This is a genomic window from Phenylobacterium sp. GW821-FHT12F10 (genome assembly GCF_058806695.1).
Genome location: NZ_JBXAPY010000001.1, coordinates 2,091,808 through 2,114,242 on the forward strand (window position 1 = coordinate 2,091,808; position 22,435 = coordinate 2,114,242).

The window sequence follows — 22,435 nt, forward strand, 5'->3', positions numbered from 1 at the left end:
ACAAGGCTGAAACTGCGTGGGGAAACCGCCGGGACGGCGGATCAGCGATGGTACCGCCTCTCAGGCTTGAACTGAGGACCTCCGGTTCCACAAACCGGCGCTCTAACCAACTGAGCTAAGGCGGCGCATCGCGAAGGCGTGTTCTAGTCGGGCGCGGCGCCAGGATCAAGCGGCGGACGACAGGACCCCGGCCCTAAATCTCCGACTGCCGGCCAGGGTCTCGCCGGAGGTCAGGCGGAGGTTGAAATCCCCGGAGGGCTTGGTGTCCACCTCGGCGATGGCGGCGCGGCTGACCAGGCGGGAACGGTGGATACGGACGAAGCCGTCGGCCGCCAGCCGGCGCTCCATGGCCGCCAGGGAGGCGCGGTGCAGGATCGTCGCGCCGCGGGTCCGCAGCTGCACATAGTTGCCCGCCGCCTCCACCCAGATCAGGTCGGCGACCGGCACGAAGCGACGGCGTGCGCCGTCTCGCACCTCGATGGCGGCGAGGGGGTCGGCCGGCGGCGCGCGGCGGGCGCGGACCTCGCGCCAGATGGGGTAGCAGGCCACCGTCCCGGCATAGACCAGCAGGTCCTTGCGCAACTCGTAGGGCCAGTCGCCGAGCGGCCCCAGGGGATCGTAGACCGCGCCCAGCACCAGATAGGCGGCGCTCCTCAACAGGCCCATGGCGACGACGTGAACGAGAGAGAAGGCGAGCGCGGCGCCCAGGTGCGCGGCGATCCAGCCGAAGGGACCCGACAGGCGGGGCGGCGCGCGCCGGACCAGCCAGAGCACGGCGGGCAGCAGGGCCACCATCACCAGGCCGCTGGAGGTCTCCCAGACGGCGGGCTCCCACCAGGAGACCGGCGCGCCGGCCTCGGCGCGGTCATGCAGGACGCTGAGGATATCGACGGCGATCACGCTCGCGCAGAAGGCGGCGAAGAGGCCGACGAACAGGACATCGCCCCGGCGATCGTCGGCGCTATCCCCTCCCCTGGACGGACTCGCGTGGGTCATGGGGTTGAGCATAGCGCAAAGAAAAGGCCCCGGAGGCGAACCTCCGGGGCCAATATCTTCAAGCGACCTTTGGGGTCAGCCCTTCGGCAGGGTGAACCGGATCGGGATCCGGATGCTGCCGCCGTCGACGGGCGAACCGTCGAGGGTCTTGGGCTTCATCCTGAAGAGCTTGCTCAGCTTCAGCGCCGCTGAGCCGAAGTCCTGATCGCTCGGATCTTCCGAGACCACAGAACAGCCTTCCAGGGTTCCCTTGGCCGTGACCGTGCAGCTGATCATCGCACGGCCTTCAACGTTCATCCGTTGAGCCCGCTCCGGGTAGTACCGGGCGATGTCTTCGCCGCTGGGCTTGCGGGCCCAGTCAGGGTTCGAGATGACCGACGGGCGCGGAGGCGCCACGGGGGCCGGAGCCGGGGGCTTCGGTTCCTCGATCCGCTTCTCGACCGGCGGAACCGGCAGAGGGGGGATCGTCGGCATGTCCGCCGGCACGTTCACCGGAGGCCGCGGTTGCAGCTTCGGCGGCGGCGGCGGCGGGGTGTTCGGCGGAGGCGGAGGCGGCGGGGGCGGCGGCGGCGGGGCGGGCTTGATGATCGCCACGTCCGTCACGTCGTCCGAGTACTCCTTGAACTCCGAGTGGAACTTGGCCTTCCACAGATAAAAGCCGACCACGCCGTGCACGATGATGGAGCCGATGATGGCGGCCGTCACACCGTTGTTGCGCTTTTTGACCGGCGCATCGAACGGATTGTGCCCGGGGTGGGTGATGTCTTCAGCCATGCTCCACCCCTACTGCTTGTCTTCGCCGATCAGCGCCACGCTATAAAACCCGTTGTCCTGGAGCTGGTTCATCACGCCCATGAAGTCCCCGTAGAGGACGTTCTTGTCGGCGCGGATGAAGATCCGCTCTTTCTCCGGATTGCGCTTGTTGCCGATATTCTTCCGCAGGTCGTCGCCCAGGGTGGCGATCTCAGTGGGATAGTCCCCAATGAAGAGTCGGCCGGAGTCCTGGATCGATATGTAGACCGGCTTAGGAGGGTTGGTAGACGGCTTCGCCACCGCGTCGGGAAGTGCGACCTTCACCGTTACGGCGGCCATGGGAGCCGCCACCATGAAGATGATCAGGAGGACCAGCATGACGTCCACGAAGGGCGTCACATTGATCTCGCTGTTCGCTTCCACGGCGTACCTGCCACCCCCAGAACCTGAGAGTTTGGCGCCCATGGTGATTAGGCCCCTTTGTCGAGCTGCCGGGAGATGGCGTTCATCAGCTCAGCCACGAACCCTTCGGTACGCGCACCGTAAGCGGAGATGCGGGTCTGGAAGTAGTTGTAGAAGATAACCGACGGGATGGCGGCGAACAGACCGATACCGGTGGCCAGCAGCGCTTCGGCGATACCGGGAGCGACGACGGCCAGGTTGGTGGTGTTGGTGTTCGCGATCCCGATGAACGAGGTCATGATCCCGTAGACGGTGCCGAACAGACCGATGAACGGACCGGACGAACCGACCGAGGCCAGGAACTGCATGCCGCTGGAGAGGCGACGGCCGAGCGAGGATTGCACGGCGGCCACGGCGTTTTCCGCACGGTGAAGAACCGTTTCACGGTGAGCGCCGGCGACAGCCAGGCCCGCCTGACGGGACAGTTCGACTTCTTGGGCGGCCGCGGCGGCCATATCGGCCAGCGGATTGCCTTCGAATTCGTCGGACATGCCGATCCGGCCCATGTCGTTGATCGACTTGGCCGAGCGGAAGGCTTCAAGGAAGCGGTCCGTTTGACGGTTCAGAGAGCCGTACTCGAGCAGCTTGGTGACCAGCAGGGTCCACGAGAAGATGGAGCAGAGCACCAGGCCGATCATGACGACCTTCACGACGGCTTGCGCGTCGAGGGCCATCTGAATGACGCTGAGCTTGCCAGCGTTCTTCATTTGGGGCGGAGCAGCAGCGTCGGCCGGAGCGGCCTCGGCGGCGGGAGCAGCGGCGGCGTCGGTAGCCGGAGCGGCGGCGGCATCAGCGGCGGGAGCCGCGGCGGCGGCGTCAGCGGCAGGCGCGGCCGGAGCGGCGGCGTCCTGCGCGAACGCCGGCGCGCTCGCCATCAGCGCCAGGGCGCCAATGAGAGCGATGAAAGGAGTCGTTCGTTTGTTGTCGAGCATCTGTCGCCAGTTCCTGATTGGTCTAGCACGTTTGGACCGAGGGTCGTCGCGCGAGAGCGTCTCCACCCCAATTGAAAATGCCCGCCGTTCCTCGCGTAACCACGAAAGGAACAACGGAGCCGCTATCGCTGCGCCCGACCCCGTAACCCGTGTCGCAAGGCGCGACGGTCGTGTTCCGGTGGCGGGAGCGACCTCGCCCTCCCCGAGGGGAAGTTGAAGTCTTACCGCTATGTTAGACGTGCGGCAGGGGTGCTTTGGCAACCCCTTTTCCAAGCGTCAAGGGGGGGGACCGCCAAGCGCAAGCATATGGATGTGTCGGAAGATACGGTATTGCTGCACCGCACAACGCATTACACAAGTATTCCCGATCGTTTTTCTACTTGCGAGGGAATTTATGTGCTGCGTTGCAGCAATTTCGACGGAACGCCGGTCTTGAAATAACACGGTCGCCGAACAGCTCCGGCGCACCCGCGCCTGATTTTCGGTCATGTCGTCGTCGTGGGAGGCAAATGGGAGTCCGGGGCCGAGCCGTCAAGCTCAGAGGCGTCGACTCGCGCGCGGAAGCCGCCGGCCATGGCCTGGCGGCCACAGTCCTCCGGCGCGGGCCCCGGCCGGACCCTAGAAGCTGTAGGTGACGCCCGCGCGGAGGGTGCGGCCCGGCTGCGGAGCGATGTCCTTCAGGAAGGAGGTGTGCTCGCGCGCCTCCTGGTTGGTCAGGTTGCGGCCGTCGAGGAAGAGCTTGAAGTCCTGGTCGGCCAGGGGGCGCCAGGACACCCGGGCGCTGAGCAGGGTGTAGGCGTCCGTCGGCAGCTCGAAGGCGCTGAGCCGTCCCTGCTCGGCCACGTGGCGCACCTCCACCTGCCCCTCGAGGCGCGGCGCCTTCCAGACCAGGCGGCCGGTGACCGAATAGGGCGGGATCCGCGCCGGCGGGCCGACGTCGGTCTGGCCGTGGACATAGTCATAGGAGCCTTCGGCCGACAGCACCCCGTCCCCGCCGCGCCAGAGGTCGTAGGCGCCCTCCAGTTCGCCGCCATAGAAGGTGGCGTCGGTCTGGGTGAAGCGGACCACCGGCAACTCGCCGGCCGGATCGATCGCCCCGGCGTCGTCGACGAACAGGCCGGTGCGCATCTCGTCGATGAAGCCCTTGTAGCCGGCGCTGTAGATGTGGGCCTCGACCCGGCCGTTGTCGCCCGTCCACCGCAGGGTCGCCTCCAGGGAGGTGACCTGCTCGGCGTCCAGGGTCGGATCGCCGATCTCGTAGCTGCCCGTGCCCCCATGGGGACCGTCGGCGAACAGCTCGAACTCGGTGGGGGCGCGGCTGTTGTGGGCCAGGCTCAGGCCCAGGAACCAGTCGCTGGCCGGACGCCAGAAGGCGGCGACCGAGGCCGAGGCGTTGGTGAAGTCCTGCTTGCCCGCCGCCGTGGTCCAGTTGGTCCCATGGGCGGCGGCCGCGTCGCTGGTGGGCCGGCCGCCGAGATCGGCGTCCAGGGTGCGCCGGTCGATCCGCAGCCCGGCCTCCACGCCCCAGGTGTCGCGGTCCAGGCGCTGGAGCAGGAAGGCGCCGATCTCCTGGATGCTCACCGGCGGGATGAAGGCCTCGGCCCCCAGGGCCTCGAAGTCACGGCCCAGCACCTGGACGCCCACCGCCCCCTTCCAGCCGTCGCGCTCGCGCTGCACCAGCTCCAGGCGCCCCTCGGCGCCCTTGGAGAGGAAGGTCGTGCCCACCGCGCCGCTGGCCACGTCCACCTCGCGGTGTTCGTAGTCGGCGTAGCCCACAGAGAAGCGGGCCTTCTCGAAGGGCCCGGTCTCGAGGCTGGTCTCGCCGCGCAGGTCGTAGCGGGTCTGGTCGAGGTCGATATAGACCGGCCCCTCGGCCGGCGGCGGGCCGACCTGGACCACCTGCGGGAACGGCACGCCGTATTGGGTCTGGGTCCGCTTCACCGAGGCGCCGAGGAAGCCGCGGTCGCCGATATAGGAGAGACCGACCCCGTAGGCGGTGAGGTCCACATCGGTGTTCTTCACCACCCGGTCCGGCAGGGCGGCGACGCCATTGGCGGCTTCATACCTGGAGGATACCGGATTTGAGGGGCTGTCATAGTCGCCGCTGGCGCGCCGGACCGCGTCGAGAGCCACGACCCAGGGCCCCTTCCCCGCCTTCAGTCCGGCGGAGACCGAATAGCTGTCGTCGCCCGAACCGTAGGAGGCGGCCACATGACCATCCGCGGCGCCCGTGGCCGGGGTGGAGGGCACCCGCTCGTCGAGGATGTTGACCACCCCGCCGATGGCCGAGCCGCCGTAGGCCAGGGTCGAGGGTCCCCGCAGGACCTCGATGCGCGAGGCCTCCCCGGGGTCGGAAGCCACGGCGTGGTCAGGGGAGAGCGAGCTGGCGTCCACCAGGCCGACGCCGTTCTGCAGGATCAGCACCCGCGGACCCGACAGGCCCCGGATGATCGGACGGCTGGCGCCGGGGCTGTAGGCGGTGGAGCGCAGACCCGGCATGCCGTTGAGCAGGTCGCCGATCCCCACCGGGGGCGCGGTGGAGAGCTGGGCCTGGGTCACCACATTGATACTGGTGGTGGCGGAGTCGAGGGAGACGGCGTACGGCGCGCCGGTGACGATCAGCTCCGAGACGGTGGGGCCCGCCTCCTCCGCCATGGCCCGGCCGGAGCCAAGAGCCGAAACGCAGACCGCGGCGAGAAGAAGCGTTTTGGCGCGCATGTGGGAACCCCTGAAAGCAAGCCCGGGGACCACTATGTTATATCATAACATCACTCAAGCGGATTTCTGGCCAGAACCTCGGCGACCGTTGGAGCGCCTGGAAAATGGGCGCGGGCGCCCTTCCCGCCCCTCCTATGTCCCGCGCGTGACGGACGCCCGAACCGGCGGCAGGGCGCCACGCCCTAGGGAATGTATCCCGTGCTCGCCTCCACCGCGGCCAGGGCGGTGAGGTTGACGATGCCCCGGGCGGTGACGCTGGGGATCAGGACGTGGATCGGTTTGGACATGCCCAGCAGCATCGGCCCCACCAGCAGGGCGCCCGTGGACGCCTGCAACAGGGTCAGGCTGATATTGGCCGCGTCGAGGTTGGGCATGACCAGCAGATTGGCCGCGCCCTTCAGGGCGCTGTCCCCCACCAGGCGATTGCGCAGGCCCTCCAGCAGGGCGGCGTCGGCATGCATCTCGCCGTCCACCTCCAGGTCCGGAACCTGGGCGCGCAGCAGGGTCAGCGCCTGGCGCATCTTGCGCGCGCTGGGGGAGTTGGAGGCGCCGAAGCTGGAGTGGGAGAGCAGCGCCGCCTTGGGCTCCAGGCCGAAGCCGCGCACCGCGTCGGCGGCCAGCCGCGTCATCTCGGCGATCTGCTCGGCCGTGGGGTCGGGGTTCATGTGCGTGTCGCAGATGAACAGCACCCCGCCCCGGGTGATCAGGGCCGACAGGGCATGGATGCGGTCGATGCCCGGCCGCCGGTCGATGATGGGCATCACATAGGTCATGTGCCGCCACCAGTCGCCGGAGCCGCCGCAGAGGGCGGCGTCCACATAGCCCGACTCCAGCAGCATGGCGGCGGCCACGGTGGGCCGGCGCTCCACGCGGCGGGCGGCGGCGTCCGGCGGCGCCCCCCGGCGGCCCACCAAGTCCTGGTAGCGCGCCACCAGGGGGGCGAAGACCTCACGGTCCTGGGCGGGGTCGAGGATCTCCACCTCGGCGTCCGGCCGCATGCGCAGACCCAGTGCGGCGATGCGGGCGAGGATCACCTCACGCCGCCCCACCAGGACCGGCCGGGCCAGGCCCTCGTCCACCACCGTCTGGACCGCCCGCAGGACGCGGTCGTCCTCGCCCTCGGCATAGGCCACCTTCTTCATCGCCTTGCGGGCGGCGTCGAAGATCGGCCGCATCAGCTGGCCGGAGCGGTAGACGAACCGCTCCAGCTCGGTGCGGTAGGCGGCGAAGTCGGCGATCGGCCGGCGCGCCACCCCGGTGTCCATGGCCGCCTTGGCCACGGCCGGGGCGATCTGCAGGATCAGGCGGGGATCGAAGGGCTTGGGGATGATGTAGTCGCGGCCGAACAGCGGCGCGGCCCCGCCATAGGCGGCGGCCACCACCTCGGAGGCCTCGGCGCGGGCGAGCGAGGCGATCGCCTCGACGGCGGCCAGCTTCATGGCCTCGTTGATCACGCTGGCGCCGACATCCAGGGCGCCGCGGAAGACGAAGGGGAAGCAGAGCAGGTTGTTGACCTGGTTGGGATAGTCGCTGCGGCCGGTGGCGACGATGGCGTCAGGCCGGGCGGCGGCCACCAGCTCGGGCAGGATCTCCGGCTCGGGATTGGCCATGGCCAGGATCAGCGGGTTGGGCGCCAGCAGCGGCAGCCACTCGGCCTTCAGCACCCGCGGCGCCGAGAGCCCCAGGAAGACGTCGGCGCCGGACAAGACCTCAGGCAGGGTGCGGGCGTCGGTCTGGCGCGCATAGGCGGCCATGTTGGGGGGCATGTCGGGCTCGCGGCCCTCATAGACCACCCCCTTGATGTCGGTCAGGGTGATGTTCTCGGGCTTCAGCCCCATCAGCACCAGCAGGTCGACGCAGGCCAGGGCCGCGGCGCCGGCGCCCGAGGTCACCAGCTTGATCTCGGGCAACGACTTGCCCTGCAGGACCAGGGCGTTGCGCACCGCGGCGGCGCAGACGATGGCGGTGCCGTGCTGGTCGTCGTGGAAGACCGGGATATTCATCCGCTGACGAAGGGCCCGCTCGATGGCGAAGCACTCCGGCGCCTTGATGTCCTCGAGATTGATCCCGCCAAAGGTCGGTTCGAGAGAGGCGACGATGTCGACGAAGCGGTCGGGATCCAGCGCGTCGATCTCCAGGTCGAACACGTCGATGCCGGCGAATTTCTTGAAGAGGACGGCCTTGCCCTCCATCACCGGCTTGCTGGCCAGGGGGCCGATATTGCCCAGGCCCAGGACGGCCGTGCCGTTGGAGATCACCGCCACCAGGTTGGCGCGCGCTGTCATCTCGTCGGCGGCGGCGGGATCGGCGACGATCGCCTCGCAGGCCGCGGCCACGCCCGGGGAATAGGCCAGCGCCAGATCGCGCTGGGTGTCCATCCGCTTGGTGGGCTCCACCGACAGCTTCCCCGGCCGGGGAAGGCGGTGATAGTCGAGCGCGGCTTTCCGGAAATCGTCGTCCATGGCGGTCAGGTCTCCCAGAGGGACCTCTGCGATGGACTGGCGTGATCTTCAAGCGTCGCGGCGCTTTTCCTGCGCGCCGCGGCTATTTCGTGACGGGCGAGGGATAGGAGGCCTCGGGGGCGAGCAGGCGCGCGTCCGCGGCCCGGGCGTCGCCCGGCTTGTCGGCGAACAGGCCGAAGGCGTCACGCAGGGCGGCCACGTGCGGTGGTGGTGTGGGCTCGGCGGCGCCGACGGCCTGAGGGCGAAGCTCCAGGGCGTCCCTGGCCGGCCAGCGCCAGTATTCGCCATGGGTGAAGCCCGAGACGGTGGCGTCGTGATCGAGGGGCACGTCGACGATCCCGTGTCCCAACCGCACCTTGTCCACACCGCCCCGCAGGGGTCCGCCGATGATGTCGCCGTTCACGATGGCATGGTGGGGGAAGTAGAGATTGGTCCAGGCCGTCGCCGCGAAGGGCGCGGCGTGGTGCGGCCAGACCCCCTCGAAGATCTTGCCGGCCTTCGGCCCCTGGTCGGTGCGCGGCTGCGGCGGGGCCGTGGGGTGGCGCTTGTAGACCCTGACCTGCTCGCGGAAGGCGTCGTCGGACTCCTCCATCAGCAGACTGGCATAGGTGAGAGGACTGCCGATGGTGATGAAGTCGCTGATGCGCCAGGGCGAGGACTTGCCCGGCGCGCTGGCGGTGTTCAGCGCCACGCCATAGGCGCGGACCGCCTCGCGCCAGTCCAGCAGGCGGTCGAGGTCGTCCGGCGCGGCCTCGAGGGCGGCCGCGGCCGCCTCCACGGCGCTGGCCGCGGGCTTGGTGCCCAGCAGGTCGAGCTGGTCGTAGACCTTGCCCCAATAGTGGGCCAGCAGGCGGTAGGCCACCACAGTGCCCAGGCTGTGGGCCAGGACGATCACCCGGTCGTAGCGGCGCGGACCGGCGCTATCATGCAGGGCGGTGAGCAGCTGCATGCCGCGGGCGCGGATGCGGTTCTGGTTGGGGATGTTCACCGGCGAACCGGAGAACATGCGCGCGGAGTCGGTCATCACCGGGGTGAGGAAACTGGCGTTCGCCCTCAGGCCCAGCACCAGCAGCGCGCCGAGGCCGACCAAGGTCATGACGGCGGCCGCGCGCGAATCCAGCGACATGCCGTCGACGTCGAAGAGCGCGCTGTCGGCGAGGGAGACCCCCAGGGCGCCGAGGGTCAGGGCGCCGCCCAGGGCGAGACAACGGGCGCGCCGGTCGGGCATCAGCAGCATCGGGGCGGCGTAGCCTGCCAGGGCCAGCAGCCCGGCGTTGACGAAGTCGCGCACCGTCCAGCCCAGGCCGCGGGCCAGATCGGGTCCCGCCGCCAGCAATCCCACGAAGACGGCCAGCAAGGCCGCCGCGGCGACCGCCCACCCCGCGGCGGACCCTGCAGATGTGAAGGTCGACCAGTCGCGGGGCGGCGACCGCGCCCCGAAGGCGACGGCAGCGAGCACCAGCCCCCCGGCCACCGCCAGCCCCACCCCGTCGCGCAGGCCGGGAAACAGCCAGAGCCCGGCGGCGATGGCGGCCAGGACCGCCAGCTGCGCCGCCCAGACCCCGATCCTGGGAAGCCGGGCGACCAGGACAAGGCCCCCGAGCGCCACCGCCAGCCCCACCGCCTCAGGACGCGCCTCGGGCAGGGTCACGATCCCGGCGAACAACACCCCCCAGACTCCGGTGGCCAGGGCGATGGTCATGGCCAGCTGTCGGATGGGCCAGATCGCCTTGGGCACCTCGGTGGGCCGGCGCAGCATCAGGTCGCGGAACCACCGCCACAGGTGGGTGAAGCGGTTCCCCTCCATCAGGTCGGCCCAGTAAAACTGGTAGAAGTCCACCTGCCGTCCGTCCGCCACCTGGGTGACGATCCGGCGTTGGTCGGACTGCTCGTCGTCATAGATGGGAGTGCTGTAGACATCGGCGACGCCCGACGGCGAGGCGCGCGGATCGGTCCGCCAGACGGATTTGGCCAGCTCCACCACGTCGGTCATGGGGGTCTGCTCCCCCTGACCATGCACGAACACCACGGCGATCCGATGGGGTGGAGGCGGCATGGCGTTCCTCTCCGCGAAACCCGGCCCTTCACGCTCGCCAGGATTGCAGGTTCATCGAACGCAATTATCCAGAGCTGTCAAGCTTGCGGCCTGAACAGGTCCGGGCGGGCGGAACCGCGCGTCAAATCAGGCCATGCCTGGCTGGGGCGTCTTTATGGATGAGAGGAGGATGGTGGTGCCTGGGGGCGGATTCGAACCACCGACACGTGGATTTTCAATCCACTGCTCTACCAACTGAGCTACCCAGGCGTCTGCCCGCCTTCGCGGGAGCCGCGTCTATAAAAGAGGGTCGGGGCGGTGTCCAGCGAGGAGCATCAATTCCCGTCATCCTCGTCGTGGAGGCTGTCGGCCTCGTCCTCCTCCACCGGAATCGCATAGCTCCCCACCAGCCAGCGCTGGAGGTCGACGTCGGAGCAACGGCGCGAGCAGAAGGGCCGGTATTCGGTCGAGGACGGCTTCTTGCAGATGGGACAGGGGGCGGCGGTCACAGGGTCTTCACGTCCAGGCGGTCTCGGGACCAGTCGGGATTGGCCTCTATAACAAATCGCGCGCCGATGCGCGCCGCCAGGGCCTCGGCATAGGGCTTGGCGGCCGCGGCCACCGAGGCGGCGCAGGTGGCGACGAGGCGCCCGCCGGGATCGCTGGCGGCCTCGGCCTCCAGCCGCCGGATCAGGCGCAGGGCCAGGGTGATGTCGGATAGCCCCCCTGCCCCGTCGCCCAGGATGTCGCGGATCGCTCGGCCTCGGCGCGGTACGGTCATCTCCATGGTGCCGAAGCGGCCCACGGGGCCGATGGCGACGCCGGGATTGTCGGGGGAGAAGGCCGTGCGGGCCGCCGTCAGCAGGGCGTTGCCGTCATGACCGCGGCCGACCAGATCGATCACCACGATCCCGCCCAGGCCCTTCAGCCGCAGCAAGCGCGCGGATTCGGCGAGGGCCGTGAGGTTGGCCTGGCGGGTGACCCGCTTGACGTCCTGGCCCTTGCGCTCGCCGACATCGACGTCGATGGCCACCAGGGCCCGGGTCGGCTCGATGGCGAGGGTGCCGCCCTCCGCCAGGGGGTGGATGGTCTCCAGCGCCTCGGCCTCGGCGGCGTCGGCCATGGCGCGCGCCGCGCGGCCTTCGACGATGGGGGTGTCGCGGGCGAAGCTCGCCAGTTGCTCGCCGAGGTCCGGGGCGGCGGTCAGCAGACGGGGCTTGCCCTCGGCCGGGCCGATGAGCCGGACGGTGGCGAGCTTGCCGTCGCGGGGCTCGCTGCGGACCTCCACCTCGATCGCCTGGCCTTCGACGGGCCGCGCCTCGGGCCGGAAGGCCATCAGGGCCTCGACGCCGCCGAGATCGATGAAGGCCGAGGCGAAGGCCGGCTCCACCTTGCGCACCCGGCCCACCAGCCGGGCGCCGAGGCGGGTGAGTTCGGGGTCGTTGTCGCGGACGATCAGCAGCCGTTCCGGCGCGCCATCGAGGGTGACCACCCCGCGGCTCTCGCCGATCCCGCGATCGAGGTAGAGCTTGCGCACGCTCATGACCGCGAAAAGCCCAGGCCGGTCAGCAGGTTCTGGGTCTCATACAGAGGCAGGCCCACCACGGCGGTGTAGGAGCCCTGCAGGGCCATGACGAAGCCGCCGGCCCGGCCCTGGATGGCGTAGCCTCCGGCCTTGCCCACGCCCTCGCCGCCGGCGAGGTATTCCGAGATCTCGGCCGCGGTCAGGCGCTTGAAGTGCAGGCGGGTCTCCACCAGGCGGCTGGCGGCGCGGCCGTCGGGCGCGCACAGGGCCACCGCGGTCAGCACCTTGTGGGCGCGGCCCGACAGCAGCTCCAGGCAGGCGCGGCCCTCGGCCTCGCTCTCCACCTTGGGCAGCACCCGGCGGCCCACGGCCACCACCGTGTCGGCGGCCAGCACGTAGGCGGCGGGCTGCTCGGCGGCGACCTTGGCCGCCTTGGCCACGGCCAGCCGCAGGGCCAGCAGCCGCGGCGTCTCGTTGGGAAGGGGGGTTTCGTCGATCTCGGCGGCCACGACGGCGTCGGGCGCGAGACCGATCTGGGCCAGGAGATCGAGCCGCCTGGGGCTCGCGGAGGCCAGCACCAGGCGCGGCGTCGTCATCAGGGGGCCGTGCGCCCGCTAGCGGACGCGGAAGGTGATGCGGCCCTTGGACAGGTCGTAGGGGGTCATCTCCACCAGGACCTTGTCGCCGGCCGAAACCCGGATGCGGTTCTTGCGCATCTTGCCGGCGGTGTGGGCGATGATCTCGTGATCGTTCTCGAGCTTCACGCGGAAGGTCGCGTTGGGCAGGACTTCACTGACCGTGCCCGGAAACTCCAAAAGTTCTTCTTTAGCCATGCAGGCTCCAAATAGACGCCGATAAAAGTCGAACGGCCCACGCCTGAATCGAGGGGCGCGAGCCGTGGGAGAGCCCTCTATCATAACGCGGAGCCCGCCGCACGGTCGATAAGCACATGGTCTTCGTCCGCCGCGGCGCGGTCTATTCGCTGGCCTAGCGCCGGAACCGCTGGGCGATATGGTCGGCCAGGGCGTCGCGCACCTCGCGATAGGCCGCCAGCCGCGCCTCGCGGGAGCCCTCCACCAGGGTGGGGTCGAAGGTCGGCCAGTACTCGATCTCGGCCGCCCGGCCCCGGGTCATCTCCACGGCCCGGTGCTGGGCCTCCGGGGTCAGGGAGACCACCAGGTCGAAGGATGAGTCCTCGAGGTCCTCGAAGGTCTTGGGCCGATGATCGGAGAGATCGGCGCTCAACTCCGCCATCACCGCCTCGACGAAGGGATCGACCCCCTCGGCCTCGTCACGCTTCAGCCCGCAACTGTCCACATAGACCCTGTCGCCCAGGGCGCGCTTCATCAGCGCCTCGGCCATGGGCGAGCGGACACGGTTGAAATTGCAGGCGAAGAGCACCGCCCCTGGCAAGGGCGGCGCGGGCGGATCAGCGACCATCGAATCCTACCCCCGCCAATGCAGGGCGCAGATGAGGGTGAACAGTCGCCGGGCGGTGTCGAGATCGGTGTCGATCTTGCCCGCCAGCCGCGTCCGCAGCAGGTTCGAGGCCTCATTGTGCAGGCCGCGCCGGCCCATATCCAGGGCCTCGATCTGCGACGGGGTGGAGTTGCGGATGGCCTGGTAGTAGCTCTCGCAGATCAGGAAATAGTCCTTGATCAGCCCCCGGAACGGCGAGAGCGACAGGATATGGCGTCGCTCGTACTGCGGCCCCGCCACGTCCAGCACCAGCCGATTCTCCACCAGTCCCATCTTCAGGTCGTAGGGTCCGCCCTCGGCGCCCTCGGGATGGAAGTAGTTCTCCTCCAACAGATCGAAGATCGCGATCTGCCGCTCCTGCTCCTGGTCGCGCGAGACCGCGGCGAGGGACTCCTCGTCGATCTCCACGGTCTGCAGGCGGTGCTTGGTGCGGTCTTCGTCGGCCATGGCGGTCGGTGGGGAACGGGTCAGCGACGTTTATTGCAAACCAACCCCTAACGTCACCCTGCACGATCGCCTCACCTTGATCGCGGGCATAAAAAATCGCCCGGCGCTGGGGAGCGCCGGGCGAGGTCTATCGGGGGGAGGAAACTGAGTTGCGGTCTAGTAGCCGTAGGCCGCGTACTGATAGCCGGTGGGCTGGACGTAGCGGGCGTTGACATAGCCGACGCCGACGCCGCCCTGCCCCACCAGGATCCAGTCGCTGCCGCGCACCCGGGCCAGGGCCTGGAAGCGCTCGCCGGCCCGCAGTTGGCCCACGCGCTGGGCCGCCGTAGTCGGGGCGCCGCGCAGGTTCACCGTGGTGCGGGCCGCGAAGGTCCCGCCGTCCCTGACATAGGCGGCCGGGGCGATGTCGCCTGACAGGCGATAGCCGGCGTGGCTGTAGGTGGCGGGCTGCTGGTAGGCGGGTTGGCTGTAGCCCGGCTCATAGGTCTGGCCGTAGCCGTAGGCGCTCTGGGCCTGGCCCTCGCGCTGCATCTTGCAGCCGACATAGGAGCCGGTGGCCGCGCCCACCACCGCGCCGATGGCGGTGCCCGTGCCGCGGTCGTTCTTGGCCAGGTTCGAACCCGCCGCCGCGCCCAGCAGGGCGCCGATCAGGGCGCCGCCCGCCTGCTTGCCGCCGGGAGCGTCGCAGCTGACGATGGAGCCGAGGCCCGAACCGGTCGGCGCGCGGTAGGTCTGGGCCGAGGCGCTCGAGGCGGCGCCGGCGGTGAGAGCGGCGGCCATCGTCGCGACAGCCGCGCTGCGAATCAGCTTGGTGGAAGTTTGCATGGCTTGGTCTCCGTCTTGGAATGGGTTCGAAGCCTCGTCGGCTCCGATGACCCCACCCTAGAGGCCCCACCCTGAACCGGCGCCTGGACGGCCCTGTCAGAAAGCGTTCAGCTTCGGGGAGGGTCGTTGGCGGCCGCGCGAGCGGGCTCATCCCTTGGCGTGGAAGGGGTTGTGGGCGCTGTCGGGGCCGGAGCCCCCACCGGCCGGTAGGCGATCTCCACGCCTTCCTGCTCAAAAAGAGTCTTCAGGCGGCGATTATATTCGCGCCCCACCGCCCACTGGTCACGTGGCCGTGTGGTGACCCGCGCCTTGAGCAGCACCCCGGTGGGATCGAGCCGATCCACCCCCAGCACCTCGAAGGGCCGGGTGATCTGGTTGGCGAACTCCGGCTCGGCCCGCATCTCATCTCCCAGCCGGCGCATGACCTCCAGAGCCTTGTCCACGTCCGAGCCATAGGTGACCAGGATCTCGAACACATAGGAGGAGAAGGTCTTGGTCCGGTTGTGGATCACCTGGGCCTCCGAATAGGGGAAGATGTGCAGGGTGCCGTTCTGGTCGCGCAGGCGGATGGTGCGCAGGGTCATGGCCTCCACCGTGCCGCCGGAGTCCCCGATCCGCACATTGTCCCCCACCGAGACCACGTCCTCGGCGATCAGGAACAGGCCAGTGAGGAAGTCCTTCACCAGGGTCTGGGCGCCGAAGCCGATCGCCACCCCCACCACACCGGCGCTGGCCAGCAGCGGCCCCACCTTCACCCCGATCTCGGAGAGGAAGGTCAGGACCGAAACCACCACCAGGACGCTCTGGATGAAGCCCCGGATCAGGGGGCCAAGCGTGCGGATCTGCGCCGCGCGGCGCCCGTCGCCGCTGCGTCGCGCCACCCCGGCCACCATGTGGTCGACCACGAAGCCGGCCACCTCGACCGCCCCCACAGCCAGGATGACCACGCCGAGCGCCCGCAGCAGGCCGCCGCGGGTTTCCCCCTCCATCCAGGCGAAAGGATCGATTCCCCAGACCCTCGCCAGCAGCAGCAGGGCGCCGCCCAGGATCGCCAGGCGGATCAGCAGCCAGGTCAATCCGGCCGCGCGTGACACGCTGGCCTGCCTCACCTCGGTCGGCGTGTCGGCCAGGCGGCCGATCCAGAAGTTGAACAGGCGCCGCAGCCCCGCGATCATCAGCAGGGCGAGCGCCACCACGACCACGGAGAACAACAGGTTGAGGGCGGCTTCCCGCGGCCCGAGGCGCGCCAGGTCGATCCAGACGTCGTGCAGGGTAGCGAGCAGGCCTTCGCCGGCGGAAGGTTGCGCCGCCGAGGCGGCCGTCGCCGCGGGCGCGGCGGAAGCAACAGGCATGCGGAAACGGTCTCTGGCTGCGCCCACTCCAACGAAGCGGCAAACGTCCTTGGCCGCCTAGGGTTCCTGGATCTGACCCAGCCGGATGGCCGCCGATCGCGCGTGGGCGGGCAGGCCCTCGGCGTCGGCCAGGGCCGCCGTCGGCGGCCCCAGGATCGCGAACGCCGCCTCGTCGCACTTCACGATCGAGGTCCGCTTGATGAAGTCATAGAGCGACAGACCCGACGAGAACCGCGCCGCCCGGCTGGTGGGCAGGACGTGATTGGAGCCGGCGACATAGTCGCCGATCGCCTCGGGTGTGTGTCGACCCAGGAAGATGGCGCCGGCGTGCCGCACCCGGTCGGCCAGCCGTTCCGGGGTGTCCAGGGCGAATTCCACGTGCTCGGGCGCGATCAGGTTCACCAGCCGCGGCGACTCCTCCAACGGCGCGATGATCACCGCGCCGTGGTTGCGCAGCGAGACCGACGCGTCCTCGCTCGTTCCCAGGCTCTTCAGCTGCGCCGCGATCTGAGCTTCGACGGCGTCGGCGAAGGCCTCGTCGTCGGTGATCAGGATCGACTGCGCGGCCGGGTCGTGCTCGGCCTGGGACAGCAGGTCCGCGGCGATCCAGTCGGCCCGGCTGGCGGCGTCCGACACCACCACGATCTCCGAGGGGCCGGCGAGCGCGTCGATCCCGACGGCGCCGTAGACCCGGCGCTTGGCGGCCGTGACGAAGGCGTTGCCCGGTCCCACGATCTTGTCCACCGGCAGGATGGGTCCGGCGCCATAGGCCAGCGCCGCCACCGCCTGGGCGCCGCCGACCCGCCAGATTTCGGTGATCCCGGCCTCCTTGGCCGCCGCCAGCACCGCCGGCTGCAGGCGCCCCGGCGGGGTCACCATGGCGATCCGCTCCACCCCGGCCACCGAGGCCGGGACGGCGTTCATCAGCACGGTGGAGGGATAGGCCGCGCGGCCCCCGGGCACATAGATTCCCACGGCCTCCAGGGGCGTCCAACGCCAGCCCAGCTCGACTCCGGCCTCGTCCTTGAACCACTGGTCGGCGGGACGCTGGCGCTCGTGATAGCTGCGGATCCGCTTGGCCGCGAAGGTGATCGCCTCCCGAACCTCCGGCGCGCACTGGGCGGCGCCGGCCTCGATCTCCTCGGCCGTCACCCGGATGGTGTCGGCGTCGATCTCCGCGCGGTCGAACTGGCGACCGAAGCGCAGGACGGCGTCGAGCCCCTCGGCGCGGACCGCCAGGAGGATGTCGCGCACCAGGAGGTCGACCTCTTCGGGGGTCTCGCGGCGTTCCTCGATGAAGGCGGCGAAGGCGGCCTCGAAGCCGGGCTCGGAAAGACGGAAGCGGCGCATGGGCGCTCTTTAGCGGCGCGCGGCCGCGAACGCTACGCCTTGTCAGGTCTGGTGCGTGGGGGTTCGCGGCGTCGGCCAGGGCGCGGAGATGTCGGCCAGGACCGCGTCGACGCACTCCACGGCGATCCGCAGGTCGCCGCCGCCGGCGAAGCTAAGGGTGATGGTGCCGCCCGGCGGATCGCCCGGCTCGAACTCCAGGGTCAGCAGTTCGATCACCGCGGCCTTGGCGCCCCGCCGCAGATTTCGCGCCTGCACGCCCAGGACCGAACCGATCTGCAGCGCTGAACGGACCCGCTCGCCGCCCTTCCCTTCCCAGCGGTAGCGATTGAAGCTCACCGTCACGCGGCGGGCCTGGCGCTCCACGATGATGTCGCCGATCTTCGCCACCGCGTCCTGCAACGCCGCCGAAATGACCGCGAGGTCCTCGGCGTCTTCCGCCAGCAGGTGGAGCAGATCGCTCATGATGTCGTCCCAGATTGCGCCCCTGCGGGCGTCCCGCCCCCCGCATCGGCGATCCGTCGGGGTGAGGCTATCTAGCCCGAGGTTGGGCCGGGCGGAAGGCGGCCGGTCGGTGGTTGATCCGTTGGCGTGTCGGGTGGGGCCTTGCGGTCGGACGCCTTGCGCCGCCGCAGATTGGCGCGCAGCGCCTGGGCCAGTTGCGCCTCGCGTTCCTGCGGCTGCGTCTTGCCGGTTTTCGCCATATCCGAAGGGGTGAGGCGACGCGTCTGGCGCGTCAAGTTCTCTTCCCGCCGCTTTTAGGCTTCACGCGGCCCTCGACGTTGGCTATAGCCCGCCCTCGCCTTTTCGCCGTTGTAGCTCAGAGGTAGAGCGCATCCTTGGTAAGGCTGAGGTCCAGGGTTCGAATCCCTGCAACGGCACCACTACAAGCCTCTGCATTTGCAGAGGATTTCAGGGGGACGGATCGCACCAGCGGTCCGTCCCTTTGTCATTCCGGCGCCCCGCGCTCCGGCGTCGGCGCGGGCGCAGGGCCTTCCGGACAGGCCAGGACCGTGATCCCCGCCGTCAATTGCTCGCGGATCGCCTGTCTGGCCGCCGCGGTGAGGCCTTCGCAGTAGAGATCCACCCCCAGTCGGACCGCGGGCGCGGCCTGCGCGCAGCCGCAGAGGACAAGGGCGGCCAGGGGCGGAAGAATCGATTTCATCATTGGCTCCTGTCGAGGCCGATTATATATCCGGGTAATATTTCGAACCGGGAGGTGGGACCGCCATGGACGACGAGACCTTCACCGCCTTCGCCGGCCATGATCGGCTGGCCGCCGGCGCCCTCTCCCAGGTGGCCCTCGCCGCCAAGGCGGCCCACGACCGGGGCCTGGATCCGATCCTGGTCTTCGAGGACGCCACCGGCCGCACGGTGGAACTGGACTTCCGGGGCTCGTCCGCCGACGTCCTGGCGCGTCTGCCGGCCACCGAACCGCCGCCCAAACCTGGGCGCGGCCGGCCTAGGCTCGGCGTCACCGCTCGCGAGGTGACCCTGTTGCCCCGGCATTGGGATTGGCTCGCCGGCCAGCCCGGCGGCGCCTCGGCGGTGCTGCGCCGGCTGGTGGAGCAGGCGTCGCGCGAGAACTCGGGCGCCGGTGACGCGCGCCTGGCCCTGGAGGCCGCCCACCGCGCCATGACCACCCTGGCCGGAGACCTGCCCGACTACGAAGAAGCCATGCGCGCCTTCTATGCGAAGGACTACGCACGCTTCGCCGACCTCACCGCCGTCTGGCCGAAGGACGTCGGCGACTATCTTCGGCGCCTTGTCTCTCGCGTGGAACGGCTTCAGGCCGCCGGCGCCGCCTAGCGCCCGTCCAGGGACTTCAGCCCGATCCCCGCGACGAAGGCGGAGATGCCGGCGGCCAGCCAGGGCGCGCTCTTCACGACCCAGTTCCACAGGGCGGCGGCGCCCTCGATCTTGTTGCGGGCCGCCTCCAGCAGATCGACCCGCGCGACCGCGGCCTTCAGGTCCGACCGTAGCGCCTCCACCAGTTTCCCCGCCTCCTGGGCCTCCAGACGGACGAGGCGCTCCCGGACGTCATCGACCTTGGTGGTCAGGCCTTCCAGGCGACGCGTCTGTGCGGCGACGTTTTCGCCAATCTGACGGAGGGTTAGAATCTGGGCGTTCTGAAGCGCATCGAGCGTCTGCATACGGGAAGCATCCTCGCCACTCACTCCGACCAATGAAGTCTCCTGGTCGCCAAATTGAGGCGTCACTTTCGGAACCCGCTGATGGCTTGAGCCAATTGCGCGATTTCTCCCACGCTCGCGCCGGTCTCCTTCGTCGTGCTGTTGCCGGTCCCCGTGGAGTCCGACACCGACCCCGTAAACAGCGAGGTGGGCAGACCAGAGAACATGTCGATCTGTGAGTTCAGCGTGGTGATCGGCGCCTTCCGCAACTGATCATCGGCCGCGCGGAGCTGAGCGCCCAGGGCGGCCTGGGTGCTGATGTTGTCGCGATGGCTGGCGGCGAGATCGAGGGCCCCCTGCAGCTTCATCTGCCGGTCCTGCAGCGCCAGCTGCGCATTGGCCGAGGAGGCCTGCTGGCGGCGGTCGGCGTCCTGGCCCGAAAGGCCGGCGCTGGTGGTGAACATCTCCGACAGCAGCTGCGAGATTCCACTGCTCCTGGCCCGCGCCAGTTCGCCCTCGGTCTGGGACTTGGCCACGGCCGCGCCGGAGCCCCCAAAGGCCCCCTGCCCCGCGATGGCCAGGTCCTGCGCCGCCCGCGTCTTCCCGGCATTGGCGTCGAAGTCGGCGCTGGCGGCGTCGATCACCTGGTCCCGGTACGGATTATAGTAGGATGACAGGTTGTCGAGCAGGCTCGCCGAACTGACCGCCGGCGCGGCGCCGTTCAGCAGGTTCGAGAACCAGGCGTCGCTCCCGGCGGTCTTGGCGTCGCCGCCCCGCAGCGCGCCCAACCCGGCCGCCCCGCTCTCGGCCTGGCGCTCCAGGGCCGACACCGGGGCGACATAGTCATAGGGACTGGCGCCGCCGACCCTCTGGATCCCCAGGTTCAGGCTCTGCGCCATGTTGGTCACCCAGTCGGGGTTCGTCGGCGTCGTCACGCTGTGACTGGTCGAGGTGGAACTCGTCTTCGATTTCTTGCTCATCAGAGCGTCCTTTGCAGTTGATGTCCGACGGTTGCGTAGCCCTGTCGTCTCAGCACGCGGCTCCAGCCCGTCCGTCCGTCGATGGTGATGTGTCGGCAGCCCTGCCCCCGCGCCCAGGCCTCGATGCCGGGACGCATCGCCAGGAGCTCCCTCAGGTCCCCGCCGCCCAGCCAGACATGCAGTTTGTGGACCCCGTCCTCGCAGATCCGCTGGGTGACCATGGCCGCCGCCTCGCCGGCCCAGAGCTGCGCCCGGCCCGAGAGGATGTCCCCCAGCAGCTCCGCCTCGCCGGCGCAGTCGTCCCGCAAAGCCGGCAGCAGCCAGGCGCGATAGCGCGCCCAGCCGATCGCGCCCTCAGCGGCTTCCGGCCGGGGCAATGTCGAACACCGGGCGGCCAATGCGGCAGGCGGTGGGCGCCGAGCCGCCCGCGAAGCGCACGCGGAACATGCGCCCGCTCATCCGCAGGTCCACGCGCTCGGCGCCCGGGGCCATGCCGTAGGCGCTCGTGGCGCGTTCCTCGCCCTGCGGCGTGAGCCGGCTGGTCACCGAGACCGAGACCGGCCCCACCTGGTCGGCCATGTCGGGCCACAGCCCGCGCACCAGGGCCGTCGCGTCGGGATCAAGCAGTTGGTCGGCGCTCTCCACGAACCAGGAGAAGGCGCCGCCGTCGGCGCTGGCGCCCCGCTCGTGCCAATAGGCCGCTCCGCCCGGGTCGACGCCGATGGGATATTGCGAAGGGCCGGCGTCGATCATCGCCGTGCGCGCCATGGTCCCCCGCGACCAGGCGCCGTCCGTCAGGGACATCAGCAGGTAGCGGCTGTTCTCCGCCCCCTCCCGCGCATCGGGATAGTCGAAGCGAATCTCGCTGAGGGCCGAGGACGAGGAGGCGACGATCTTGTCCCCCTGGGAGGCGGCCAGGTTGTCGGCCAGCCCCTCGCGGATCGGACAAGGCAAGGCCTCGGGCGCCCCGCCCAGGACGTAGCGGTAGAACTGCAGGTCCGGACCCAGCCAGAAGGCCTGTTGCCCCACCACCACCGCGGCGTTGGGCCCGATCAGGCCGCACTTCTCGCCGACCCGGTCGAACCGCCAGGGCTGGGTCAGGGACCCGACGAAGGTCCCCAGGAACAGGGCGTGGCTGGTCCAGATCAGCAGGTAGGGGCCGATCACCCGGCCCGCCACGATGCGCCCCCCGCCCGGCAGGATGTACTCCCGGGCCGTGGTGGAGGCGGTGGTCGCCCACTCGGTGTTGTTGCGGACCGAGGAATGCCGCAGGCACAGCGGATTGAAGGTCCCCGACACCTCTTCGTTGCAGCCGAGCGCGAAAACCTGGTCGGTGGGCGCCACCAGCATGTGCGTCACCCGCGCCGGAGCGTTGGCGAGCGCCGCGGCGGCCGCGGCGGTGTTGTTGGTCCAGCCATAGATCCCGCCGTCCCGCGGACAGGCCAGCAGGTTCTCGCCCCAGGCCGCCAGCGACCAGGTGCGTGGGAAATAATCCCCCGACGACGGCTCCGACCAGTTCCCGGTCGAATAGGCGCCGGTCCCGAACCCCTGCCCCCCCGTCCCGTCGATCAGTCCCGCCGTCAGTCCGGCCGGGGTGACGTCATACAGCCCCCCGCCCTTGAAGACCTGCAGCTTGCTGTGCGTCCCGAAGGCGATGTTCAGCACCGCGGCCCTGTCGGTCCACGGCAGGACACCGCGGCAGACACCCGTCACCGGCGCATCCACCAATCGCTCCCACCCCCCGATCACCTGCGGACGGCCGCGCCAGAACCGCACATTGGAGGCGTCGGCCCACTGGCCAGCGGAGGCAAAGCTTGTGTCATCCGCCGAGAGGCCTGGCGGGATGTCGAGGGGGATGCGCATTGGGGGCCTTACCTGAGTGGGGGGAGGACACTGTGCCAAGGGCGAGCTTTGCCGACCCGCAGAGCGGGGTTCTCTCCAGCTTCAACTCGACCGATGCCGCCGCCGATGCCAAATTCGTACGAGGCCA

Annotated in this window: 24 protein-coding genes and 3 tRNA genes; 2 read left to right on the forward strand and 25 right to left on the reverse strand. The window is 69.7% G+C overall.

Translation table 11 applies throughout. From position 1 onward, the window contains the following. Nucleotides 1–48 precede the first annotated feature (48 nt). From AC1RN5_RS10495 to AC1RN5_RS10590, 20 genes are all read right to left on the reverse strand, one after another. Nucleotides 49–125, reverse strand: a tRNA-His gene (locus tag AC1RN5_RS10495). A 40-nt stretch (nucleotides 126–165) separates the two neighbouring features. Next, nucleotides 166–996 carry a LytTR family DNA-binding domain-containing protein gene (locus AC1RN5_RS10500; protein WP_493041102.1) on the reverse strand — a complete coding sequence of 277 codons (831 nt, stop codon included), beginning with the start codon at nucleotides 994–996 and terminating at the stop codon, nucleotides 166–168. A 75-nt stretch (nucleotides 997–1,071) separates the two neighbouring features. Beyond that, entirely contained in the window at nucleotides 1,072–1,770 is a 699-nt protein-coding gene (locus AC1RN5_RS10505; RefSeq protein WP_421931059.1) for an energy transducer TonB, read from the reverse strand. A 9-nt stretch (nucleotides 1,771–1,779) separates the two neighbouring features. Beyond that, nucleotides 1,780–2,214 carry a biopolymer transporter ExbD gene (locus AC1RN5_RS10510; protein WP_421931058.1) on the reverse strand — a complete coding sequence of 145 codons (435 nt, stop codon included), beginning with the start codon at nucleotides 2,212–2,214 and terminating at the stop codon, nucleotides 1,780–1,782. Nucleotides 2,215–2,219: 5 nt separating this feature from the next. Further along, nucleotides 2,220–3,143, reverse strand: a complete 924-nt coding sequence (locus tag AC1RN5_RS10515) for a MotA/TolQ/ExbB proton channel family protein (protein WP_493041103.1) — start codon at nucleotides 3,141–3,143, stop codon at nucleotides 2,220–2,222. Nucleotides 3,144–3,761: 618 nt separating this feature from the next. After that, nucleotides 3,762–5,861 (reverse strand): TonB-dependent receptor, encoded by a 2,100-nt coding sequence (locus AC1RN5_RS10520; protein ID WP_493041104.1) that lies wholly within the window; start codon nucleotides 5,859–5,861, stop codon nucleotides 3,762–3,764. Nucleotides 5,862–6,043: 182 nt separating this feature from the next. Beyond that, nucleotides 6,044–8,323 carry an NADP-dependent malic enzyme gene (locus AC1RN5_RS10525; RefSeq protein WP_493041105.1) on the reverse strand — a complete coding sequence of 760 codons (2,280 nt, stop codon included), beginning with the start codon at nucleotides 8,321–8,323 and terminating at the stop codon, nucleotides 6,044–6,046. Nucleotides 8,324–8,405: 82 nt separating this feature from the next. Then, nucleotides 8,406–10,379 carry a hypothetical protein gene (locus tag AC1RN5_RS10530; RefSeq protein ID WP_493041106.1) on the reverse strand — a complete coding sequence of 658 codons (1,974 nt, stop codon included), beginning with the start codon at nucleotides 10,377–10,379 and terminating at the stop codon, nucleotides 8,406–8,408. Between the two features lie 173 nt (nucleotides 10,380–10,552). Then, nucleotides 10,553–10,628, reverse strand: a tRNA-Phe gene (locus AC1RN5_RS10535). 65 nt (nucleotides 10,629–10,693) lie between these two features. Beyond that, entirely contained in the window at nucleotides 10,694–10,867 is a 174-nt protein-coding gene (gene yacG, locus AC1RN5_RS10540) for a DNA gyrase inhibitor YacG (RefSeq protein WP_421931054.1), read from the reverse strand. Then, nucleotides 10,864–11,901, reverse strand: coding sequence for a ribonuclease E/G (locus tag AC1RN5_RS10545; RefSeq protein ID WP_493041107.1), 1,038 nt, complete (start codon nucleotides 11,899–11,901; stop codon nucleotides 10,864–10,866). The genes yacG and AC1RN5_RS10545 overlap by 4 nt, the downstream gene beginning before the upstream one ends. Further along, the gene (locus tag AC1RN5_RS10550) at nucleotides 11,898–12,479 is read right to left on the reverse strand and encodes a Maf family nucleotide pyrophosphatase (RefSeq protein WP_493041108.1); all 582 of its coding nucleotides are present in this window, start codon (nucleotides 12,477–12,479) and stop codon (nucleotides 11,898–11,900) included. Before AC1RN5_RS10550 ends, AC1RN5_RS10545 begins: the two co-directional genes overlap by 4 nt. An 18-nt stretch (nucleotides 12,480–12,497) precedes the next feature. Continuing rightward, nucleotides 12,498–12,716 carry a translation initiation factor IF-1 gene (infA, locus tag AC1RN5_RS10555; protein ID WP_215341158.1) on the reverse strand — a complete coding sequence of 73 codons (219 nt, stop codon included), beginning with the start codon at nucleotides 12,714–12,716 and terminating at the stop codon, nucleotides 12,498–12,500. A gap of 154 nt (nucleotides 12,717–12,870) precedes the next feature. Next, nucleotides 12,871–13,323 (reverse strand): arsenate-mycothiol transferase ArsC, encoded by a 453-nt coding sequence (locus AC1RN5_RS10560; RefSeq protein WP_493041109.1) that lies wholly within the window; start codon nucleotides 13,321–13,323, stop codon nucleotides 12,871–12,873. A 6-nt stretch (nucleotides 13,324–13,329) separates the two neighbouring features. Beyond that, nucleotides 13,330–13,809 (reverse strand): UPF0262 family protein, encoded by a 480-nt coding sequence (locus tag AC1RN5_RS10565; RefSeq protein WP_421931049.1) that lies wholly within the window; start codon nucleotides 13,807–13,809, stop codon nucleotides 13,330–13,332. A 156-nt stretch (nucleotides 13,810–13,965) separates the two neighbouring features. Continuing rightward, on the reverse strand, nucleotides 13,966–14,634 hold the full coding sequence (locus AC1RN5_RS10570; protein ID WP_493041110.1) for an SH3 domain-containing protein: 669 nt from the start codon (nucleotides 14,632–14,634) through the stop codon (nucleotides 13,966–13,968). 107 nt (nucleotides 14,635–14,741) lie between these two features. Then, nucleotides 14,742–15,986 carry a mechanosensitive ion channel family protein gene (locus AC1RN5_RS10575; RefSeq protein ID WP_493041111.1) on the reverse strand — a complete coding sequence of 415 codons (1,245 nt, stop codon included), beginning with the start codon at nucleotides 15,984–15,986 and terminating at the stop codon, nucleotides 14,742–14,744. A gap of 57 nt (nucleotides 15,987–16,043) precedes the next feature. Continuing rightward, nucleotides 16,044–17,336, reverse strand: coding sequence for a histidinol dehydrogenase (gene hisD, locus AC1RN5_RS10580; protein WP_493041112.1), 1,293 nt, complete (start codon nucleotides 17,334–17,336; stop codon nucleotides 16,044–16,046). A 42-nt stretch (nucleotides 17,337–17,378) separates the two neighbouring features. Further along, nucleotides 17,379–17,798 (reverse strand): DUF2948 family protein, encoded by a 420-nt coding sequence (locus AC1RN5_RS10585; RefSeq protein WP_493041113.1) that lies wholly within the window; start codon nucleotides 17,796–17,798, stop codon nucleotides 17,379–17,381. 71 nt (nucleotides 17,799–17,869) lie between these two features. Continuing rightward, nucleotides 17,870–18,073 (reverse strand): hypothetical protein, encoded by a 204-nt coding sequence (locus tag AC1RN5_RS10590; RefSeq protein WP_493041114.1) that lies wholly within the window; start codon nucleotides 18,071–18,073, stop codon nucleotides 17,870–17,872. A 69-nt stretch (nucleotides 18,074–18,142) separates the two neighbouring features. Here AC1RN5_RS10590 and AC1RN5_RS10595 point away from each other — a divergent pair. Further along, nucleotides 18,143–18,217 (forward strand) — tRNA-Thr (locus tag AC1RN5_RS10595). Nucleotides 18,218–18,282: 65 nt separating this feature from the next. Here the strand turns inward: AC1RN5_RS10595 and AC1RN5_RS10600 are convergent. Beyond that, nucleotides 18,283–18,498 carry a hypothetical protein gene (locus AC1RN5_RS10600; RefSeq protein WP_493041115.1) on the reverse strand — a complete coding sequence of 72 codons (216 nt, stop codon included), beginning with the start codon at nucleotides 18,496–18,498 and terminating at the stop codon, nucleotides 18,283–18,285. Nucleotides 18,499–18,563: 65 nt separating this feature from the next. On the opposite strand from AC1RN5_RS10600, the gene AC1RN5_RS10605 reads away from it, so the two are divergent. After that, the gene (locus AC1RN5_RS10605; protein WP_493041116.1) at nucleotides 18,564–19,142 is read left to right on the forward strand and encodes a DUF2239 family protein; all 579 of its coding nucleotides are present in this window, start codon (nucleotides 18,564–18,566) and stop codon (nucleotides 19,140–19,142) included. On the opposite strand, the gene AC1RN5_RS10610 is transcribed toward AC1RN5_RS10605, so the two are convergent. The 4 genes from AC1RN5_RS10610 to AC1RN5_RS10625 form a co-directional block, all read right to left on the reverse strand. Further along, entirely contained in the window at nucleotides 19,139–19,486 is a 348-nt protein-coding gene (locus tag AC1RN5_RS10610) for a hypothetical protein (RefSeq protein WP_493041117.1), read from the reverse strand. The genes AC1RN5_RS10605 and AC1RN5_RS10610 overlap by 4 nt on opposite strands. A 62-nt stretch (nucleotides 19,487–19,548) precedes the next feature. Continuing rightward, nucleotides 19,549–20,445 carry a hypothetical protein gene (locus AC1RN5_RS10615; RefSeq protein WP_493041118.1) on the reverse strand — a complete coding sequence of 299 codons (897 nt, stop codon included), beginning with the start codon at nucleotides 20,443–20,445 and terminating at the stop codon, nucleotides 19,549–19,551. After that, nucleotides 20,445–20,822, reverse strand: a complete 378-nt coding sequence (locus tag AC1RN5_RS10620) for a hypothetical protein (protein WP_493041119.1) — start codon at nucleotides 20,820–20,822, stop codon at nucleotides 20,445–20,447. Before AC1RN5_RS10620 ends, AC1RN5_RS10615 begins: the two co-directional genes overlap by 1 nt. Further along, the gene (locus AC1RN5_RS10625) at nucleotides 20,800–22,308 is read right to left on the reverse strand and encodes a hypothetical protein (RefSeq protein WP_493041120.1); all 1,509 of its coding nucleotides are present in this window, start codon (nucleotides 22,306–22,308) and stop codon (nucleotides 20,800–20,802) included. The genes AC1RN5_RS10620 and AC1RN5_RS10625 overlap by 23 nt, the downstream gene beginning before the upstream one ends. Between the last annotated feature and the right edge of the window lie 127 nt (nucleotides 22,309–22,435).

Bases quoted from the DNA above. Each gene is read 5' to 3' on its own strand.
- AC1RN5_RS10585 (WP_493041113.1), bottom strand. From the start codon at position 17,798: ATGAGCGATCTGCTCCACCTGCTGGCGGAAGACGCCGAGGACCTCGCG.
- AC1RN5_RS10530 (WP_493041106.1), bottom strand. From the start codon at position 10,379: ATGCCGCCTCCACCCCATCGGATCGCCGTGGTGTTCGTGCATGGTCAG.
- AC1RN5_RS10605 (WP_493041116.1), top strand. From the start codon at position 18,564: ATGGACGACGAGACCTTCACCGCCTTCGCCGGCCATGATCGGCTGGCC.
- AC1RN5_RS10515 (WP_493041103.1), bottom strand. From the start codon at position 3,143: ATGCTCGACAACAAACGAACGACTCCTTTCATCGCTCTCATTGGCGCC.
- AC1RN5_RS10550 (WP_493041108.1), bottom strand. From the start codon at position 12,479: ATGACGACGCCGCGCCTGGTGCTGGCCTCCGCGAGCCCCAGGCGGCTC.
- AC1RN5_RS10505 (WP_421931059.1), bottom strand. From the start codon at position 1,770: ATGGCTGAAGACATCACCCACCCCGGGCACAATCCGTTCGATGCGCCG.
- AC1RN5_RS10610 (WP_493041117.1), bottom strand. From the start codon at position 19,486: ATGCAGACGCTCGATGCGCTTCAGAACGCCCAGATTCTAACCCTCCGT.
- AC1RN5_RS10600 (WP_493041115.1), bottom strand. From the start codon at position 18,498: ATGAAATCGATTCTTCCGCCCCTGGCCGCCCTTGTCCTCTGCGGCTGC.
- infA (WP_215341158.1), bottom strand. From the start codon at position 12,716: ATGGCTAAAGAAGAACTTTTGGAGTTTCCGGGCACGGTCAGTGAAGTC.
- AC1RN5_RS10565 (WP_421931049.1), bottom strand. From the start codon at position 13,809: ATGGCCGACGAAGACCGCACCAAGCACCGCCTGCAGACCGTGGAGATC.
- AC1RN5_RS10500 (WP_493041102.1), bottom strand. From the start codon at position 996: ATGACCCACGCGAGTCCGTCCAGGGGAGGGGATAGCGCCGACGATCGC.
- AC1RN5_RS10525 (WP_493041105.1), bottom strand. From the start codon at position 8,323: ATGGACGACGATTTCCGGAAAGCCGCGCTCGACTATCACCGCCTTCCC.
- AC1RN5_RS10560 (WP_493041109.1), bottom strand. From the start codon at position 13,323: ATGGTCGCTGATCCGCCCGCGCCGCCCTTGCCAGGGGCGGTGCTCTTC.
- AC1RN5_RS10575 (WP_493041111.1), bottom strand. From the start codon at position 15,986: ATGCCTGTTGCTTCCGCCGCGCCCGCGGCGACGGCCGCCTCGGCGGCG.
- AC1RN5_RS10615 (WP_493041118.1), bottom strand. From the start codon at position 20,445: ATGAGCAAGAAATCGAAGACGAGTTCCACCTCGACCAGTCACAGCGTG.
- hisD (WP_493041112.1), bottom strand. From the start codon at position 17,336: ATGCGCCGCTTCCGTCTTTCCGAGCCCGGCTTCGAGGCCGCCTTCGCC.
- AC1RN5_RS10570 (WP_493041110.1), bottom strand. From the start codon at position 14,634: ATGCAAACTTCCACCAAGCTGATTCGCAGCGCGGCTGTCGCGACGATG.
- AC1RN5_RS10510 (WP_421931058.1), bottom strand. From the start codon at position 2,214: ATGGGCGCCAAACTCTCAGGTTCTGGGGGTGGCAGGTACGCCGTGGAA.
- AC1RN5_RS10545 (WP_493041107.1), bottom strand. From the start codon at position 11,901: ATGAGCGTGCGCAAGCTCTACCTCGATCGCGGGATCGGCGAGAGCCGC.
- AC1RN5_RS10625 (WP_493041120.1), bottom strand. From the start codon at position 22,308: ATGCGCATCCCCCTCGACATCCCGCCAGGCCTCTCGGCGGATGACACA.
- AC1RN5_RS10520 (WP_493041104.1), bottom strand. From the start codon at position 5,861: ATGCGCGCCAAAACGCTTCTTCTCGCCGCGGTCTGCGTTTCGGCTCTT.